The following is a 19,822-nucleotide window of genomic DNA, read 5'->3' as shown; positions in this document are numbered from 1 at the left end:
CAGCAGCGGCTGTGGTTCCTGGACCGGCTGCGCCCCGGCGACGCCCGCTACAACAGCGCGGTGGCCGTCCGCCTCACCGGCGCCCTGGACCGGGCGGCACTGGGCGAGGCGCTCACCGCCGTCGTCGCCCGGCACGAGGCCCTGCGCACCACGTTCGAGGAGACCGACGGCCGGCCGGTGCAGCGCGTGCGTCCGGCGGGCCCGGTGCCGCTGCCGGTGCGGGACGCCGGCGACCTGGACGCGGACCTGCTCGCCGAGTACTCCCGCCCCTTCGACCTGCGGCACGGACCGCTGCTGCGCGCCCTGCTGCTGCGCGAGGCGGCGGCCTCCCACGTCCTGCTGCTGACCGCCCATCACATCGTCACGGACGGCTGGTCGATGGGCGTGGTCCTGGACGAGCTGTGCACCGCCTACGACGCCCTCGCGCAGGGCGCCCGGCCGGACCTGCCCCCGGTGGCCACGCAGTACCCGGACTTCGCCGTGTGGCAGTGCGAACAGCTCTCCGGGCCCCGCCTCGAACGCCATCTCGCCTACTGGCGGTCGCAGTTGGCGGGTGCCGTGGCGCCCGAACTGCCCCTGGACCGGCCCCGGCGCGGCGCGGAGGCGGGCGAGGGCGCCGTCCACACGTTCACGGTCCCCGCCCCCCTCACCGCGCGGCTGCGCGACCTCGCCGCGGAACGGCACAGCACCCTCCACACCGCCCTGGTCGCCGCCACCCAGGCCCTGCTGGCCCGCTGGTCGGGGCAGGACGACATCACCGTCGGCTCCCTCACGCCCGGCCGCTCCCGCACCGACCTCGAACGGACCGTCGGCTTCTTCGTGAACACCGTCGTCCTGCGCACCCCGGTGGACGCGTCCGGCTCCTTCCGCGACCTGCTCGCCACGACGGCCGGCACGGTCAACGACGCCTTCGCCCACGGCGACACGCCGTTCGAGCGGATCGTGGAGGCGGTCGGCGCACCCCGCGAGGCGGGCCGCAACCCGCTGTTCGACGTGATGGTCCTGCTGCACCCCGACCCGCCCGCCGCCACCGCCCCGCGCGGCCTCGCCACCGCCCCGGTCACCGTGCCCCGGCAGGCCGCCACCTTCGACCTGAGCATCGAGTTCGTGCCGGACGGCGCGGGCCTGACCGGCCTGCTGGAGTACCGCACCGACCTGTTCGACCCGGCCACGGCCGAGCGGCTCGCCGGACAGCTGCTGCGCCTGCTCCAGGGCGCCGCCCAGGCACCGGACCGCCCGCTGGGCAGCCTGCCCCTGCTGTCCGAGGACGAGCTTCGGCGTGTCGTCCAGGACTGGAGCACCGGCCCGCACCACCCCGGGGACGACCTCACCTACGCGGCGGTCTTCGAGCGCCGCGCGGCCCGCACCCCCGGCGCCCTCGCCCTCGTCGCGGGCGGCGAACGGCTGGACTACGCCACCCTCAACGCCCGCGCCAACCGGCTCGCCCACCACCTCGTCACGCTCGGCGCCGGCCCCGAGCGGCTGGTCGCGCTGCGGCTGCCGCGCACCGCCGACATGATCGTTGCGATCCTCGCCGTCTGGAAGTCCGGCGCCGGCTACCTGCCGCTGGACCCGGCCCTTCCCGAGGAACGCGTCCGGTACCTGCTGGACGACACCCGCCCGGCCCTGGTCCTGGACGAGGCCGCCGTGCGCGCCGTACCCGCCGGCGTCCCGGACACCGACCCCACCGACGCCGACCGGCGCGCCCCGCTGGACCCCGACCACCTCGCGTACGTCATCCACACCTCCGGCTCCACCGGCCGCCCCAAGGGCGTCGCCGTGTCCCACCGCTCGGCGGCGCACCTGCTGGCCGCGCACCGGGCCGGCTTCGTCGCCGAGGCGGGCGGCGGCCCGCTGCGGGTCGCGCTCACCGCGTCGTTCTCCTTCGACACCTCCCTCGAAGGCGTGCTGCTGATGGCCGACGGCCACCCGCTGCACCTGGTCGACGAGGCGACCCGGATGGACCCGGCCGCCCTGGTCGCGTACGTCGTCGAGCACCGCGTCGACTTCCTCGACGTCACCCCGTCCTACCTGCGGCAGCTGCTGCCCGCCGGACTGCTCACCGACCCGCGGCACCGCCCCCGGGTCCTCATGCTCGGCGGCGAGGCGGTCGGGTCCGCGCTCTGGCGCGACCTGGCCGCCCACCCGGACGTGACCGCCCACAACTTCTACGGCCCCACCGAGTGCACGGTCGACGCGCTGTCCTGCCGTGTCGACGGCGGCGACCGCCCCCTGGTCGGGCGCCCCCTGCCCGGCGTGCGCGCCTATGTGCTGGACGACCGGCTCCAGCCGGTGCCGCCCGGCGTCGGCGGCGAACTCTACCTCGCGGGCGCCCAGCTGGCCCGCGGCTACACCGGCCGGCCCGGCCTGACCGCCGCCCGCTTCCTCGCCGACCCCTACGGGCCGCCCGGCACCCGCATGTACCGCACCGGCGACCTGGCCCGCTGGACTCCCGACGGCCGCCTGGACTACCTCGGCCGCGCCGACGACCAGGTCAAGGTGCGCGGCCACCGCATCGAGCCCGGCGAGATCGAGGCCGCCCTGCTCGCGCTGCCCGGCCTCGCCGCCGCCGCGGTCACCGCCGTACCCGACGCGCACGGCCACACCCGCCTCGCCGCCTACGTCGTCCCCGCGCCCGGCGCGCCCCGGCCCGCCCCCGCCGACCTGCGCGCGGCCCTGCGCCGGGTGCTGCCCGACGCGCTGGTGCCGTCCTCCTTCACCCCGCTCGACGCGCTGCCGCTGACCACCAGCGGCAAGCTGGACCGCCGCGCCCTGCCCGCGCCCGACATCGCACCGGGGGAACGGGAGTTCGTCGCCCCCCGCACCCCCGACGAGGAGACCCTGTCCGCCGTCTGGGCCGAGGTCCTCGGCGTGGAACGGGTCGGCGTCACGGACAACTTCTTCGAGCTGGGCGGCGACTCGATCCTGAGCATCCAGGCCGTCTCCCGGGCCCGCGCGGCGGGCCTCAGGATCGGCTCCCAGGACGTCTTCCGGCACCAGACGGTCGCCGACCTGGCCGCCGCCGCGGCCCGCCGCACCGCCGACCTGCCCGCACCCCGGCGCCCGCACGAGGACGGGCCCGCCCCGCTGACCCCGGTCCAGGAGTGGTTCTTCGCCACGCACGGCCCCTTGCGGCACTTCAGCATGTCGATGCTGCTCGACCTGCCCCACGACCTCGACGAGCGGGCACTCGAACGGGCCCTGGACGCCGTGGTGGACCGGCACCCTTCCCTGCGCGCCCGCTTCACCCGCACCGGGGACACCTGGCGGCAGCACCCCGGCACCGGCCCGGCCACCGGACTGCTGACCCGGTACGGTCCCGGCACCCCCACCGCCGAGGCCGCCGACGCCGCCCGCGCCGCCCTGGACCCGGCCGCCGGAACCCTGCTGCGCGCCGCCCTGCTCACCGGCGGTCAGCGCCCGCGCCTGTTCCTCACCGCCCACCACCTGGCCGTCGACAGCGTGTCCTGGCGGGTCCTGCTCACCGACCTCGAACAGGCCTACCGGCAGGCCGCGGCCGGGGAGGAACCCCGGCCGGAGCCCGAGCACACCCCGTTCGCCGACTGGGCGCGCCGGCTGGCCGAGCGGGTCCGGGCCGGCGACCTGGACGACGACCTGCCCCACTGGGCGCAGGAGACCGCGCACCCGCGCACCCCGCTCCCCGTCGACCTGCCCGGCACCCCGCTCGCCGGGTCCCTCCGCACCGTCCGCACCCGGGTCGACCGCGCCACCACCGAGGCGCTGCTGCGGCGGGTGCCGGGCGTCTACCGCACCCAGGTCAACGACGTGCTGCTGAGCGCGCTGGCCCGGGTGCTGGCCGACTGGACGGGCGAGGACCGGGTCACCGTGGCGCTGGAAGGACACGGCCGGGAGGAGGACCTGGCCGAGGGCGCCGATCTGTCCCGCACGGTCGGCTGGTTCACCACCCAGTACCCGGTCACCCTGACCCCGGCGGGCCCCGCCGACTGGGGGGCCACCCTCAAGGCCGTCAAGGAGCGGCTGCGCGCCGTGCCGCGTCGCGGCCTGAGCTACCAGGCGCTGGGCCACCTCGGCTCGCCCCGGCCCGACGCCGGAGCCCTCGGTGAACTCCCGCTGCCCCAGGTCTGCTTCACCTACCACGGCCAGTGGGAGGCGCCCGCCGGCGGGGACTTCGCGCCCGTCGCCGACCTGCCCGGCCGGGACATGGACCCCGGCGCGCCGCTGGACCACCTCCTGGACGTCTCCGCCCTGGTCGCCGACGGCGAGCTGGAGATCACCTGGCACTACAGCGACCAGGTGCACCGGGCCGGCACCGTACGTCGGCTGGCCGACGGCATGGTGCGGGCGCTCGCCGCCGTCGCCGAGCACTGCGCCACCCCCGGCGCGGGCGGCCGTACCCCCTCCGACTTTTCGCTGGCCCGCCTGGACCAGGCCGGTGTGGACCGTCTGGCGGGCGACGGCCGGGACGTCGAGGACCTGCTGCCGCTCACCCCGCTCCAGGAGGGCATGCTCTTCCACCGGCTGGTCGGCGGACCGGACGACGTGTACGTCGACCAGGCCGCGCTGCTGCTCGACGGGGTGGCCGACCCCGACGCCCTCGCCCGGGCCTGGCAGCGCGTGACCGACCGCACGCCCGCCCTGCGCACCTCGGTGGTGTGGGAGGACGTACCGGTGCCGCTCCAGGTCGTGCACCGCCACGTCACCGTGCCTGTCGAACAGGTGGACTGGCGGGACGTGGACGCCGGGGAGCGGGCCGAGCGGCTGGACCGGCTGCGCGCCGACGACCTCGCGCGCGGCCTGGACCTCGGTACGGCCCCCCTGATGCGGCTCACCCTCGTCCGGCTGCCCGAGGACCGGCTCCAGCTGCTGTGGACCTCCCACCACCTGATCCTGGACGGCTGGAGCCTGGCCCAGGTGCTCACCGACGTGTTCGCGCAGTACACGGCGCTCACCACCGGCGCCGGGCCGCGGCCCCCGGTACGGCGGCCGTTCGCCGACTACGTGCGCTGGCTCGCCGGCCAGGACACCGAGGCCGCGCACGCCCACTGGCGGACCGTCCTCGCCGGGTTCGCCACCCCCACCCCGCTGCCCGCCGACCGCGTCCGCCGCCCCGGCCACGAGACCCGCTCCGCGGGCGTGCACACGGCCGGGCTCTCCGACGAGGTCTCGGCCCGGCTGGCGCGCACCGCCCGCGCGGCCGGACTCACCCTGGGCACCGTCGTGCAGGGCGCCTGGGCGCTGCTGCTGTCCCGCTACAGCGCCGAGCCGGACGTGCTGTTCGGGACCACCGTCTCCGGACGGCCCGACGACCTGCCCGGCGTCGAGTCGATGGTCGGCATGTTCATCAACACCCTGCCCACCCGGGTCCGCGTGGACGGCGGCCGGACCGCCACCGCCTGGCTGCGGGAGCTCCAGGAGGCGCAGGCCGAGGCGCGGCGGTACGCGGCGGTGTCCCTCGCCGAGCTGACCTCGCTCAGCGACGTGCCCGCCGGCAGCCCCCTGTTCGACAGCATGGTGACGTTCGAGAACTACCCCTTCGACCAGGCCCGTTCGGCCGGCTCCGGGATACGGCTGGCGGACGTCTCCGCCCGCGACGCCACCAACTACGCCCTCGTGCTGCGCGCCTACCAGGGCGAGCGGTTCGGCTTCGACCTCGCCTACGACCCCGGTCTGTTCGACACCACGACCGTGCGCGCCCTCGCCGACCGGCTGTGTCTGCTGCTCACCGAGCTGGCCGACGACCCCGGCCGGCCCGTGCGCGCGCTCGCCTGGACGACCGCCGAGGAGCGGCGGCGGATGCTGGCCGACTGGAACGGCACCGAGGAGGGCCGGCCCGCCGACACCCTGGACGCCCTCTTCGCCGCCCAGGCCGCCCGCACCCCCCACGCCGAGGCCGTCGCCTGCGGCGATGACCGGCTCGACTACGCCACCCTGGACGAGCGCTCCGGCCGGCTCGCGCACCGGCTCGCCGAACTCGGCGCCGGACCCGAGATGTTCGTGGCGCTCGCCCTGCCCCGCTCCACCGACCTCGTCGTGGCCGTCCTCGCCGTCCTCAAGACCGGCGCCGCCTACCTGCCCATCGACCCCGCGCTGCCCGCCGGACGCGTCCGGGACCTGCTCGCCGACGCCGGCCCGGTGGCGCTGGTGACCACCACCGACGCCGGCACCACCGTGCCCGTCCTGCGGCTGGACGACCCCGGTGTCCGGGCCGACCTGGCCCGCCGCCCGGCCGCCGGCCCGGCCCGCCGCGCGCTGCCCGAGAGCCCCGCGTACGCCATCTACACCTCCGGCTCCACCGGCCGCCCGAAGGGGGTCGTCGTCCCGCACGCCAATGTGGTCCGGCTGTTCACCCGCACCCGGCACTGGTTCGGCTTCGGACCCGACGACGTGTGGACCCTGTTCCACTCCTACGCCTTCGACTTCTCCGTGTGGGAGTTGTGGGGCCCGCTGCTGCACGGCGGCCGGCTCGTCGTCGTCCCCGAGGACACGGCACGCTCCCCGGAGGACTTCCTGCGGCTGCTCGCCGACGAACAGGTCACCGTCCTCAACCAGACCCCCTCCGCCTTCCACCCCCTGATCCGCGCCGACGCCGAACTGCCCGACGTCAGCGCCCGGCTGGCGCTGCGCACGGTGGTCTTCGGCGGCGAGACGCTGGACGTGGGCCGGCTCGCCGACTGGTACGCCCGCCACCCGGACACCGCGCCCCGCCTGGTGAACATGTACGGCATCACCGAGACCACCGTGCACGTCACCCACGCCGCGCTGGACCGCCGAACGGCCGGCGCCGGCATCGCGAGCCCCATCGGCACCGGCATCCCCGACCTGCGGATCTACGTCCTCGACGAGGCGCTGCGGCCCGTACCGCCCGGCGCCGTCGGCGAGCTGTTCGTCGCCGGCGAGGGCCTGGCCCGCGGCTACCTGAACCGGCCCGGCCTCACCGCGACCCGCTTCCCCGCCGACCCGTTCGGCCGGCCCGGCACCCGCATGTACCGCACCGGCGACCGGGCCCGCTGGCGGGCCGACGGCACCCTGGAGTACCTGGGCCGCGCCGACCAGCAGGTGAAGATCCGCGGCTACCGCATCGAGCCCGGCGAGATCGAGGCCGCCCTGCACCGCCACCCGGGCGTGGGCGCGGCCACCGTCGGCGTGTACGAGGACACCGCCGGGACGCGCCGGCTGGTCGCCCACGTCGTCGGCACCGGCAGCGGCGACCGCGCCCTGCCGCCTCCGCCGGCCGCCGAACTCCGGGCCCACCTGGAGGCGTTGCTGCCCGCGCACATGGTGCCGGCCGCCTATGTGCCGATGGCCGCGCTGCCGCTCACCGTCAACGGCAAGCTCGACCGGCGCGCCCTGCCCGCGCCCGGCCCCGACGGCTTCGCCGCCGACGGCACGCGGACCCCGCCGCGCACCCCGGCCGAACGACTGGTCGCCGCCGCGTGGGCGGACGTCCTGGACACCGACGAGGTCGGCGCCGACGACGACTTCTTCGCCCTCGGCGGCGACTCCATCCTCGCCGTCCGCGTCACCTCCCGGCTGCGCGCCGCCTTCGGCACGGACGTCTCACCCCGGCTGCTGTTCACCCACTCCACGCTGTCCGCCCTCGCGGCAGCGCTGGGCGAGCCCCGGGACGGGAGCGCAGCCGGCACCCTCCCGGCCACCGACCCGGACACCCCGGCGCCCCTGTCGTACGCCCAGCAACGCCTGTGGTTCCTCGACCGGTTCGAGCCGGGCAGCACCGAGTACACGACCCTGTCCGTGCTGCGGCTGCGCGGCCCGCTCGACACCGCCGCCCTGCGCACCGCCCTGGACGGCCTGGTCGCCCGGCACGAGGCCCTGCGCACCACGTTCACCGAACAGGACGGCCAGGCCCGGCAGTCGGTCAACCCCGCACACCCCGTGGACCTGCGGGTCGACGACCTCGCGCAGACCGCCGGCGCGGACGCCGGCGCGGAGAGCGCCCTGGACGCCCTCCTGGAACGCGAGGCCGCCACCCCCTTCGACCTGGCCACCGGGCCGCTGTTCCGGGTCCGCCTGGTGCGGCTCGCCGCCGAGGAGCACGTCCTCGTCCTCGCCCTGCACCACATCGTCACGGACGGCTGGTCCGCCGGTGTGCTGGGCCGGGACCTGGGCGAGCTGTACGCGGCCGCCCTGGAGGACCGCCGTCCCGATCTGCCCGCCCTGCCGGTCCGTTACGCGGACTACGCCACCTGGCAGCGCGCCCGCGCCGAGCGGGCCGAAGCCGAACTGGGCTTCTGGCGCCGGGCGCTGGACGGTGTGGCCCCGCTGGAGCTGCCCACCGACCGGCCGCGCCCGGCCGTCCGCACCCGCGACGGCGCCCTGGTGACCTTCACCCTGCCCGCCGCGCTGACCGAGCGGCTGCGCGAGCGGGGCCGGGAGACCGACGCCACCCTCTACATGACACTCGTGACCGCCTGTCAGGTGCTGCTCGCCCGCTGGGCCGGCCAGGAGGACGTCACCGTCGGCACGGTGACCGCCGGCCGGGAACGGCCCGAACTGCACGACGTCGTCGGCATGTTCGTCAACACGCTGGTCCTGCGCGCCCGGGTCCGCCCCCGACTGCCCTTCCGGGACCTGCTGGCCGAGGTACGCGACACCGTCCTGGACGCGTTCGCCCACCAGGAGGTGCCCTTCGAACGCGTCGTGGACGCCCTTCAGCCCGAGCGGGACACCAGCCGCACCCCGCTGTTCCAGGTCATGGTCGCGCTGCACAACCTCGGCGCCGAGCCGCCCCGGCTGCCCGGCCTGGCCGTGGAGCCGGTGACCCCGCCGGTCCGCAACGCCTCCTTCGACCTCGCCTTCGACTTCGTGGAGACCGACGGCGGGCTCACCTGCCACCTGGAGTACAACACCGGGCTCTTCGACGCCGGCACCGCCGAACGCCTGGCCGTCCGGCTCCGCGTCCTGCTGGAGGCCGCGGCCGAGGACCCGGCGCGGGCCGTGGGCCGCCTGCCGCTGATGACCGACGACGAACGCCGCCGGGTGCTGCGGTTCGGGCAGGGAGCCCGGCTGCCCGAGCCGGACACCACCTTCCCCGCCCTGTTAGAGGACCGGGCCGCCCGCACCCCGCACCACACCGCCCTGGTGGCCCGCGACACCACCCTGGACTTCGCCGCGCTGAACGAGCGAGCCAACCGGCTCGCCCACCACCTCATCGCGCGGGGCGCCGGCCCCGAGGACGTGGTCGCCGTACGGCTCCCGCGCACCTCCGACCTGGTGGTGGCGGTGCTCGCGGTCCTCAAGGCGGGTGCGACCCTGCTCTGCCTGGACCCCGGACTCCCCGGGGAGCGAGCGGACTTCCTCCTGGCCGACGCCCGGCCGCACACCCTGCTGACCGGCCTCGAAGAGGTGCCCTGGGACCGGCTCCCCGCGCACGACCCGGCCGACGCCGACCGCGTCCGGCCCCTGCTGCCCGAGCACACCGCCTACATCGTCTACACCTCCGGCTCCACCGGCCGCCCCAAGGGTGTCGCCGTGGAGCACCGCCAGCTGGTCAACCTGTGCCACGACCACCGGACGGGCCTGCTCGCCCCGCACACCGGCGGCGGGCGGCGGCTGCGGGCCGCGCTCAGCGCCTCCTTCTCCTTCGACACCTCCTGGGAAGGCCCCCTGCTCCTCGCCCTCGGTCACGAGGTCCACCTCGTCGACGAGGACGTGCGCCTGGACCCGCGGGCCTTCTGCGACCAGGTCGCCGAACACCGCCTCGACCTGGTGAACGTCACCCCGTCCTTCCTGCGCGAACTGACCTCCGCCGGCCTGCTCGCCCCCGGCCGCCACCACCCCCGCCTGCTGCTCGTCGGCGGCGAGGCCGTCACCCCGGCCGACTGGCGGGAACTCGCCCGGTCCGAGCGGCGGTCGGGCGTGGCCGTGTACAACATGTACGGCCCCACCGAGTGCACCGTCGACGCCGTCTACGGCCGCTGCGCCGACCGGCCCGACCGCCCGGTCATCGGCCGCCCCGGCGGCAACCTGCGCGCCTACGTCCTCGACGGCGCCCTGCGCCCGGTGCCGCCCGGAGTGCCCGGCGAGCTGTACCTGGCCGGGGCGCAGGTGGCCCGCGGCTATCTGCGCCGGCCCGGCCTCACCGCCGCCCGCTTCCTCGCCGACCCGTTCGGTGCGCCGGGGGAGCGGATGTACCGCACCGGGGACCGGGTCCGCTGGGACCGGGACGGGCTCCTGGAGTTCCTGGGCCGGGTGGACGAACAGGTCAAGATCCGCGGGTTCCGCATCGAGCCCGGCGAGGTGGAGGCGGCCCTGCTGGCCCACCCGGACGTCGCCGACGCCGCGGTCGCGGCGCGCGAACACGCCGGCCGCCTCGTGCTCGTCGGCTATGTGGTGCCCGCCGACGGCCGCGTCCCGTCCGCCGACGGACTGCGGCTGGCCCTGCGCCGCACCCTGCCCGACCACATGGTGCCCGCCGCGTTCGTCCCGCTGGCCCGCATCCCCCGCACCACCAGCGGCAAGACCGACCGGCGCGCCCTGCCCGCCCCGCCCGCCCAGCCCGACAGCGGCACCCCGTACGTCGCCCCCCGGCCCGGTACGGAGGAGCGCCTGGCCGCGATCTGGGCGGACGTCCTCGGCGTCGACCGCGTCGGCGCCCGCGACAACTTCTTCACGCTCGGCGGCGACTCCATCCTGAGCATCCAGATCGTCTCCCGCGCCCGGCAGGCCGGACTCGCCCTGACCACCAAGGACGTCTTCCGCCACCAGACCGTCGCCGAACTCGCCCTCCGTGTGAGGGAGTCGGCGCCGAGCCCCACCGCGGCCGAGGAGACCGGCGAGGCGCCGCTGACCCCGATCCAGCACTGGTACCTGGACGGCCGCGACCCCGGGCAGCGGCTCCGGTTCACCATGACCCAGCGCCTCGAACTCGCCGCCGGCGCGGACGGGCCGGCGCTGCGGACCGCCGTCGAGGCCCTCGTCGACCACCACGCCGCCCTGCGCACCCGCTTCCGCCGCACCGCCGACGGCTGGCGCCAGGAGGCGCTGCCCGAAGCGCCGGACGGCGTCTTCACCCGGCACGACGTCTCCGGGCTGGACGACACGGCGCTGGACGGCGAGGTCCGGCGGCTCACGGAGGAGGCGCAGGCCGCGCTCGACCCCCTCGCCGGCCGGGTCGTCCGCGCCCTGTTCTTCGACCGGGGCCCGGGACGGAACGGCCAACTGGTCGTCACCGCACACCACTTGGTGATCGACGGGGTGTCCTGGCGCATCCTGCTCGCCGACCTGGAGACCGCCCACGGCGCGGCGGCGGCCGGCCGGCCCGTCGAACTGCCCCCCACGGGCACCTCCTACGGCACCTGGGCCGCCCGGCTCGACCGGCACACCCGCTCCGGCGCCCTGGACGCCGACCTGCCGTACTGGACGCGCACCGGCGCGGCCCCGGCCGGGCTGCCCGCCGGACGGCCCGGCGCCAACACCCACGGCGGCGCCGCCACCCTCACCGTCACGCTGGACGCGGGGACGACCGACGCCCTGCTGCGGCAGGTCCCGGAGGCCTACCGCACCCAGGTCAACGACGTCCTGCTCAGCGCCCTCGGCCGCACCCTGGCCCGCTGGTGCGGACGCGACACCGTCCTGCTCGGCGTCGAGGGACACGGCCGCGAGGACCTGTTCGCGGACGTCGACCTGGCACGGACCGTCGGCTGGTTCACCGCCGAGTTCCCGCTCGCGCTGCGCGTCGACCCGGACGCCGGCTGGCACGACACCCTCCGCTCGGTCAAGGAGCAGCTGCGCGCGGTGCCGCTGCGCGGCCTGAGCCACGGCGCCCTGCGCCACCTCCTGCCCGGCAGCCCCCTCGCCGGCGCCCCGGCGCCGCAGGTCGGCTTCAACTACCACGGCCAGTGGGACGCGGACGCCACCGGCGGGCTGCTGCGCGGCTCCCTGCCCCCGGCCGGCCGGGACACCGACCCGGACGAACCCCGCCCCTACCTCCTGGACGTCACCGGAGTGGTCCAGCGGGGCCGCCTCGAACTCGGCTGGACCTACCCGGCGGCCGTCTACGACGAGGCCACCGTCCGCCGGCTCGCCGACGAGACCCTCGCGGCCCTGCGGGACATCGCGGCCCACTGCGCCCGTCCCGGCGCGGGCGGCCGTACGCCCTCCGACTTCCCGCTCGCCGGCCTCGGCCAGGACCAGCTGGACCGGCTCGTCGGCACCGGCCGGCACACCGAGGACGTCCTGCCGCTCACCCCGCTGCAGTCCGGCATGCTCTTCCACGGCCTCGTGGACACCGAGCACGCCTACTTCGACCGCACGGCCGTACGCCTGTCCGGCGTCGCCGACCCGCACGCGTTCGCCGCCGCCTGGCAGCAGGTCGCCGCCCGCACCCCGGCGCTGCGCAGCAGCGTGCACTGGCAGGGGCTGCCCCACCCGGTCCAGGTGGTCCACCGGCGCGCCGAGCTGCCCGTCACCCACCTCGACTGGCGGGCGCTGACCCCGCGGCGGCGCGCGGAGGCCACCGAGCGGCTGCTCGCCGAGGACCGCGCGGCGGGCATGGACCTCACCACCGCGCCGCTGACCCGCCTCACTCTGGCCGCCCTGCCCGGCGACGAGGTACTGCTGCTCTGGTCGACCCACCACATCGTCCTCGACGGCTGGAGCACCGGGCAGCTGCTCACCGAGGTGTGCGAACGCTACGCCGCCCTCACCGGCGGCCCCGACCCGGCGCCCCCGGCCCGGCGGCCCTTCGCGGACTTCCTGCACTGGCTGCGGGAGCAGGACGAGCAGGCCGCCGAGCGGTACTGGGCCGACGCCCTGGCCGGGTTCACCGCCCGCACCCCGCTGCCGTACGACCGCACGCCCGCCGAGGCCCACCGCGCCCGCTCGGCCGCCGCCGTCCACCACGCGCTGGACGCGGGGGTCTCGCGCCGGCTGCGGGAGACCGCCGCCCGCGCCGGGCTCACCGTCAACACCGTCGTCGAGGGCGCCTGGGCGCTGCTGCTGGCCCGCTCCAGCGGCCGGGACGACGTGGTCTTCGGCACCACCGTGTCCGGCCGCCCGGCCGAACTGCCCGGCGTCGAAGGCATGATCGGCATGTTCATCAACACCGTGCCGGCCCGCGTCCGCGTCCCGGCCGGGCCCGTGCTGCCGTGGCTGCGCGGGCTCCAGGAACGGCAGAGCGACGCCCGCCGCTTCGACTTCCTCGCCCTGCCCCGCATCCAAGCCGTCAGCGACGTACCGTCCGGGGAACCACTGTTCGACAGCATGGTGGTGTTCGAGAACTACCCCGTGGACGAGTCGGCCACGGCCCGCACCGGCGTCCGCGTCGAGGAGGTGCGCGCCGACGACGCCACCACCTTCCCCTGGTGCCTGCGCGCCCACCTCGCCGAACGGCTCGCCTTCGACCTGGCCTACGACCCCGCCCTGTTCGGCCCCGCGACCGCCGAGCACGCCGCCGGCCGGCTCGCGGCCCTGCTCACCGCCCTCGCCGACGGGTTCGACACCGACCTGGCCGGCCTGGACCCGCTCACCCCGGCCGACCGCGCCCTGCTGGCCGCCTGGAACACCACCGCCCGCCGGGCCGCCCCGCGCAGCCCCGTGGACCTGTTCGCCGAGCAGGCAGGCCGCACCCCGGACGCGATCGCGGTCCGCGACGGCGCGCGCGAACTGACGTACCGGCAGCTGGCCGACTGGTCCCGCGCGCTCGCGGCCCGGCTGGTGGCGGGCGGGCTGGCGGCCGAGGACCGGGTGGCGCTGCTGATGGACCGCTCCGCCGAACTCGTCGTCGCCCAGCTCGCCGTGCTCATGGCCGGCGGCGCCTACGTCCCCGTCGACACCCGGGCCCCCGAGGAGCGCCGCCGCACCCTGCTCGCCCAGGCGGGCGCCACCGTCCGGCTCACCGCGGCCGAGGTGACCGCCGCCCGCACCGGCGCCGGCACCGGACACGGGCCCACACCGGCCGCCGACCCCGACCGGCTGGCGTACGTGATGTTCACCTCCGGCTCCACCGGCCGGCCCAAGGCGGTCGCCGTACGGCACCGGGACGTGGCGGCCCTCGCCACCGACGGCCGGTTCGCCGGCGGAGTGTGCGCACGGGTGCTGCTGCACTCGCCGGTGGCCTTCGACGCCGCCACCTTCGAGGTGTGGGCGCCGCTCCTGAACGGCGGCCGCGTCGTCGTGGCACCGGGTGGCGGCGTCGACGCGGCCCTGGTGCGCCGGCTGACCGCCGACGGCGAGCTGACGGCCCTGTGGCTGACCGCCGGACTGTTCCGGCTGCTGGCACAGGACGCCCCCGACTGCTTCCGCGGCCTCGCGCAGGTGTGGACCGGCGGCGACGTCGTGCCCGCCCAGGCCGTGCGCCGGGTGCTGGCCGCCTGCCCCGGCCTGACCGTCGTCGACGGCTACGGCCCCACCGAGACCACCACCTTCGCCACCTCCTGCGCCCTCACCGACCCGGCCGAGGTTCCCGACACCGTGCCCATCGGCCGGCCGCTGGACGACATGCGGGTGCACGTCCTCGACGCCCGGCTGCGGCCCGTACCCCCGGGCTGCCCCGGCGAGCTGTACCTGGCCGGCGAGGGCGTCGCCCGCGGCTACCTGGGCCGCCCCGGCGACACCGCGGCCCGCTTCCTCGCCGACCCCTGCGGCCCGCCCGGCGCCCGGATGTACCGCACCGGCGACCTGGCCCGGCGGCGGCCGGACGGCACCGTCGAGTTCCTGGGCCGCGCCGACGACCAGGTGAAGATCCGGGGCTTCCGGGTGGAGCCCGGCGAGGCCGAGGCCGCCCTCGCCGCCCACCCGGGCGTCGTGGACGTGGCCGTGGTGGCCCGCGAGGACCGGCCCGGCGCCAAACGGCTCGTGGCCTACGTCGTCGGACCGGCCGGGCAGGACGCCGAGGAGCTGCGGGACTTCGCCGCCCGCACCCTGCCCGACTACCTCGTACCCGGTGCCGTCGTCCCGCTCGCCGCGCTCCCGCTCAGCCGCAACGGCAAGGTCGACCGGGCCGCCCTGCCCGCGCCGGAGACCCGGCCGGAGCGCACCCGGGCCGAGCCGCGCACCGAGGCCGAGCGCCGCACGGCGGCCGTCTTCGGCGAGGTGCTGGGCAGCGAACCGCCCGGCGTGGAGGACGACTTCTTCCAGCTCGGCGGCGACTCGATCCTCAGCATCCGGCTCGCGTCCCGGCTCGCCGAGACCTTCGACACCGACGTCACCCCGCGCGCGGTGTTCACCCACCCCACCCCGGCCGGACTGGCCCGCCTGCTCGACGCCCGGCGGGGCACCGGCCGGTCGGCGATCGCCCCGGCCGCCGATGACGGGGTCGCGCCGATGTCGTACGCCCAGCAACGCCTGTGGTTCCTGGAGGAGTTCGCGCCCGGCGGCGCCGAGTACGTGACCGCGCTCGCCCTCCGGCTGCGCGGCACCCTGGACACCGGCGCTCTGCGCGCCGCCCTCACCGCCCTGGCGGCCCGGCACGCGTCGCTGCGCACCACCTTCGACACCGTCGACGGGCACGGCGTCCAGCGCGTCCACCCGCCCCACGACGTGCCGCTGCCCGTGCGCGACCTGTCCCAGGCCGCCGACCCCGGCTCCGCCCTGCGCGGGCTGCTCGCCGAGGAACGCTCCCGCCCCTTCGACCTGCGGCAGGGGCCGCTGCTGCGCGCCGGACTGATCCGGCTGGCCGAGGACGACCACGTGTTCACCCTCACCCTGCACCACATCGTCACCGACGGCTGGTCCACCTCCGTGCTGCTCGGCGACCTCGCCCACCTCTACCGCGCCGAACTCGGCGCGGCGGCAGCGGACCTGCCGCCGCTGCCGGTGCGGTACACCGACTACGCCCGCTGGCAGCGCGCCCCCGGGGAGTCCGGCACGGACGAGCACCTGGCCTACTGGAAGCGGCAGTTGGCCGGCACAGCACACCTGGAGCTGCCCACCGACCGGCCCCGGCCGCCGGTGCGCACCAGTGCCGGCGCGACCACCCGGCTGGTCGTGCCCGCCCGGACCGTCCGGCGGCTGAACCGGCTCGCCCGGGACCACGGCACCACCCTGTTCACCACGCTCGTCGCCGCCGCCCAGGCCTACCTCGCCCGGCTCTCCGGCGCCGACGACATCGCCGTCGGCACCGTCACCTCCGGCCGCGACCGGCCCGAGACGCAAGGCCTCGTCGGGTTCTTCGTCAACACCCTGGTACTGCGCTCCCGGGCCGGCGCCGAGGAGCCCTTCACCGGGTTCCTCACCGCCGTACGGCAGACCGTCCTCGACGCCTTCGCCCACCAGGACGTGCCGTTCGAACGGATCGTGGACGAGGTGGACCCGGTCCGCGACACCAGCCGCAGCCCCCTCTTCCAGGTCATGGTCGTCCTGCAGAACACCCCGGCCGCCGCTCTCGACCTGCCCGGGCTGGACGTCACCGACGTCGAACCGGAGTCCGAGCAGGCCGCGTTCGACCTCACCCTGGAGTTCGCCGAGACCGGCGACGGAGCCCTGCACGGCCTGCTCACCTACAACACCGACCTGTTCGACCCGGCCACCGCCGAACGGATGGCCGGACAGCTCGGCACCCTGCTGCACGCCGTCGCCGAGGACCCGGACCGGCCGCTCGGCGCCCTGCCGCTGACCTCCGACGACGAACTGAAGACCCTCCTGGACCAGGGCCGCGGCACCTTCCGCCCGGTGCCCGAGACGACCCTGCCCGCCCTGTTCGAGCGGCAGGCGGCCCGCACCCCGGACGCGGTGGCCCTGGTGGACGGCGACCGGGAGCTGACCTACGCGGAGGTCGACCGGGCGGCGAACCGGCTGGCCCACCGGCTCGTCCGGGACGGCGTCGGACCGGAGCGCGTGGTCGCCCTGGCCCTGCCCCGCTCGGCGGCGACGGTCGTGGCCCAGCTCGCCGTGGCCAAGGCCGGCGGCGCCTTCCTGCCCGTGGACCCCGGCTACCCGCCGCAGCGCCGGGACTTCATGATCCGGGACGCGGGCGCCCACCTGGTCCTCGGCGACCCGGCCGAGGTGTGGGCCGCCGACGGGCCGGACACGGCGCCCACGGACACCGACCGCACCGCGCCCCTCACCCCCGCGCACCCCGCCTACGTGATCTACACCTCCGGCTCCACCGGCACGCCCAAGGGCGTGGTGGTCACCCACCGCGGCCTCGCCTCCTTCGCCGCCGCGGCCGCCGAACAGTACGCGGCCGGCCCCGGCGACCGGGTCCTGCAGTTCGCCTCGCCCAGCTTCGACGCCTCCGTGCTGGAGCTGTGCGTCTCCCTGCTCAGCGGGGCCGCGCTGGCCACCGGCGAGGAGGGGCCGCTGGTCGGGGAGCGGCTCGCGGAGGTGCTCGCCGAGCGGCGCGTCAGCCACACCCTGATCCCCCCGGCGGCGCTGGCCACCGTCCCGCCGGGGACCGCCGCCGCCCTGCCCCGCCTGCGCACGCTCATCGTGGGCGCCGAGGCCTGCCCGGCCGACCTGGTCGACACCTGGGCACCCGGCCGCCGGATGATCAACTCCTACGGGCCGACCGAGGCCACCGTCGTCGCCACCTGGACCGGCCCGCTCACCCCCGGCACCGGCGCCCCGCCCATCGGCCGCCCCGCAGGCGGCATCCACGTCCGCGTGCTCGACGCCGCCCTGCGCCCCGTACCGCCCGGCGTGACCGGGGAGCTGTACCTCGCCGGACCCGGACTCGCCCGCGGATACCTGGGCCGGCCGGGACTGACCGCCCAGCGGTTCGTCGCCGACCCGTTCGGCGCGCCGGGGGAGCGGATGTACCGCACCGGCGACCTGGTCCGCTGGACCGCCGACGGTCTGCTCCGGTTCGCCGGACGCGCCGACGACCAGGTCAAGCTGCGCGGCTTCCGCATCGAGCCCGGCGAGATCGAGAGCGCGCTGCGGCGCAGCCCGCTGGTGCGGGACGCGGTCGTGGCCGTACGCGCGGGGGAGACGCCGGACGCGCCGGCCCGGCTGGTCGCCTACGTGGTCCCGGAGCAGGGGTCCGCCGCCGGGACGCCGGCCGCCGACCGGTCCGTCGCCGATCCGCCCGCCGCCGGGTCACCCGTCGGTGAGCCGCGGCCGCCCGCCGGTCAATCACCGCTGCCCGTCGGCGAGTTGCGGCTGCACCTGGCCGGGCTACTGCCCCCGCACATGGTGCCGTCCGTCTTCGTACCGCTCGACCGGCTGCCGCTCACCCCGAACGGCAAGACGGACCGGCGGGCCCTGCCCGCGCCCGGCCCCGCCCAGGCCGTGGACGGCCCGCGGACCGCGCCGCGCACCGACACCGAACGCCGCATCGCCCGCATCTGGGCCGACGTGCTGGGCATCGAGGAGGTCGGCGCCGACGACAACTTCTTCGCGCTCGGCGGCGACTCCATCCTCAGCATGCAGGTCGTCTCCCGGCTGCGCCGCGACGGCCTGCACGTGGCCACCCGCGACCTGTTCACGCACCAGACCGTGGCCGGACTCGCCACCGTCGTCCGGGCCGCGCCCCAGCGGTCCGGGGACGGCCCGGTCACCGGCGAGGTACCGCTCACCCCCATCCAGGAGTGGTTCCTGACCACCCCGCGCGCCGCCCACCACCACTTCAACCAGTCGGCGCTGCTGGAACTCGACGGCACCCCCGACCCGCGGGCGCTGCGCGCCGCCCTGGACGCGCTGCTGGAGCACCACGACGCCCTGCGCATGCGGTTCACCCGGGACGCGGACGGCTGGCGGCAGTTCAACCCGCCGCCCGCCGCCGGCCCCGGCATCCTCGTCCGGCACGACCTGACCGGGCTGTCCGCCGAGGAGGCCGACGCGGCCATGGCGAAGGCCGCCGACGAACTGCACGCGAGCTTCGACCTGGCCCGGGGCCCGCAACTGCGCGCGGCCCTGTTCACCGGCGAGCCGGACCGGCCCGCATTCCTCCTCCTCGTCGCCCACCACCTGGTCGTGGACGCCGTCTCCTGGCGCATCCTGCGCGACGACCTGGAGACCGGCTACCGGCAGGCCCTGGAGGGCCGACCGGTCGCGCTGGGCGAGCGCGGCACCAGTTTCCGCGCGTGGTCGCGCGGGCTCGCCGCGTACGTCGCCGAAGGCCGCCTCGACCACGAACTGCCCTACTGGGAGCAGGCGGTGGACAGCGAACCCGCACCGCCCGCCCCCACCGCCCCCGGACCGGCCGCCACGGTGAGCGTGGAACTCGGCGAGGAGGACACCACGGCCCTGCTGCGCTCGGCACCCACCGCCTACCGCACCCGCGTCAACGACGTGCTGCTCGCCGCCCTCACCCTGGCCCTGGCCCGCTGGACCGGACGCGACCGGGTGCGCCTGGACCTGGAGGGCCATGGCCGCGAGGACCTGCTCGACGGGGTCGACCTGTCCCGCACCGTGGGCTGGTTCACCACCGTCCACCCGGTCGCCGTCCAGGTGCCCGACCCCGGCGACCTCGGCCCCGACCGCGACTGGCGGTCCCTGGTGAAGTCGGTGCGCCGCCAGCTGCGCGCCGTGCCCGGCAACGGCATCGGCTTCGGCGCGCTGCGCACCTTCGGCCCGCCCGAGGTGCGCGAACGCCTCGGCGGCAGCGCGCACAGCCAGGTGGTCTTCAACTACCTCGGCCAGTGGGACGCCCGCCCCGAGACCGCGCGCGGCGGCCTGGTCCGCGCCGAACACGGCTCCCTCGGGCAGGACCACGACCCCAGGGACCCCGGCTCGCACCTGCTGGAGGTGGTGGGCGCGGTGCAGCACGGCCGGCTCGCCTTCACCTGGCACCACCGGCCCGCCGTCCACGACACGGCGACCGTGCGCCGGGTGGCCGAGGAGTTCGCCGAGGCCCTGCGCCACCTCGCCCGGCACGCCAGGGGAGGCCGGTGACGACCTCCCGGCCCCGCGCGGCCCCACGCCGGCGCCCCACCCGGCG

General features: G+C 76.8%; 1 protein-coding gene. It reads left to right on the top strand.

Going from position 1 to position 19,822, the window contains the following annotated elements:
- The first annotated feature begins 9 nt into the window (after window positions 1-9).
- Window positions 10-19,776, top strand: a complete 19,767-nt coding sequence (locus tag ABZV94_RS32730) for a non-ribosomal peptide synthase/polyketide synthase (RefSeq protein WP_356346870.1) — start codon at window positions 10-12, stop codon at window positions 19,774-19,776.
- Window positions 19,777-19,822 lie beyond the last annotated feature (46 nt).

The organism is Streptomyces sp. NPDC004658 (genome assembly GCF_040609555.1).
Lineage (GTDB): Bacteria > Actinomycetota > Actinomycetes > Streptomycetales > Streptomycetaceae > Streptomyces.
This window is presented reverse-complemented; position numbering and strand designations above follow the sequence as displayed.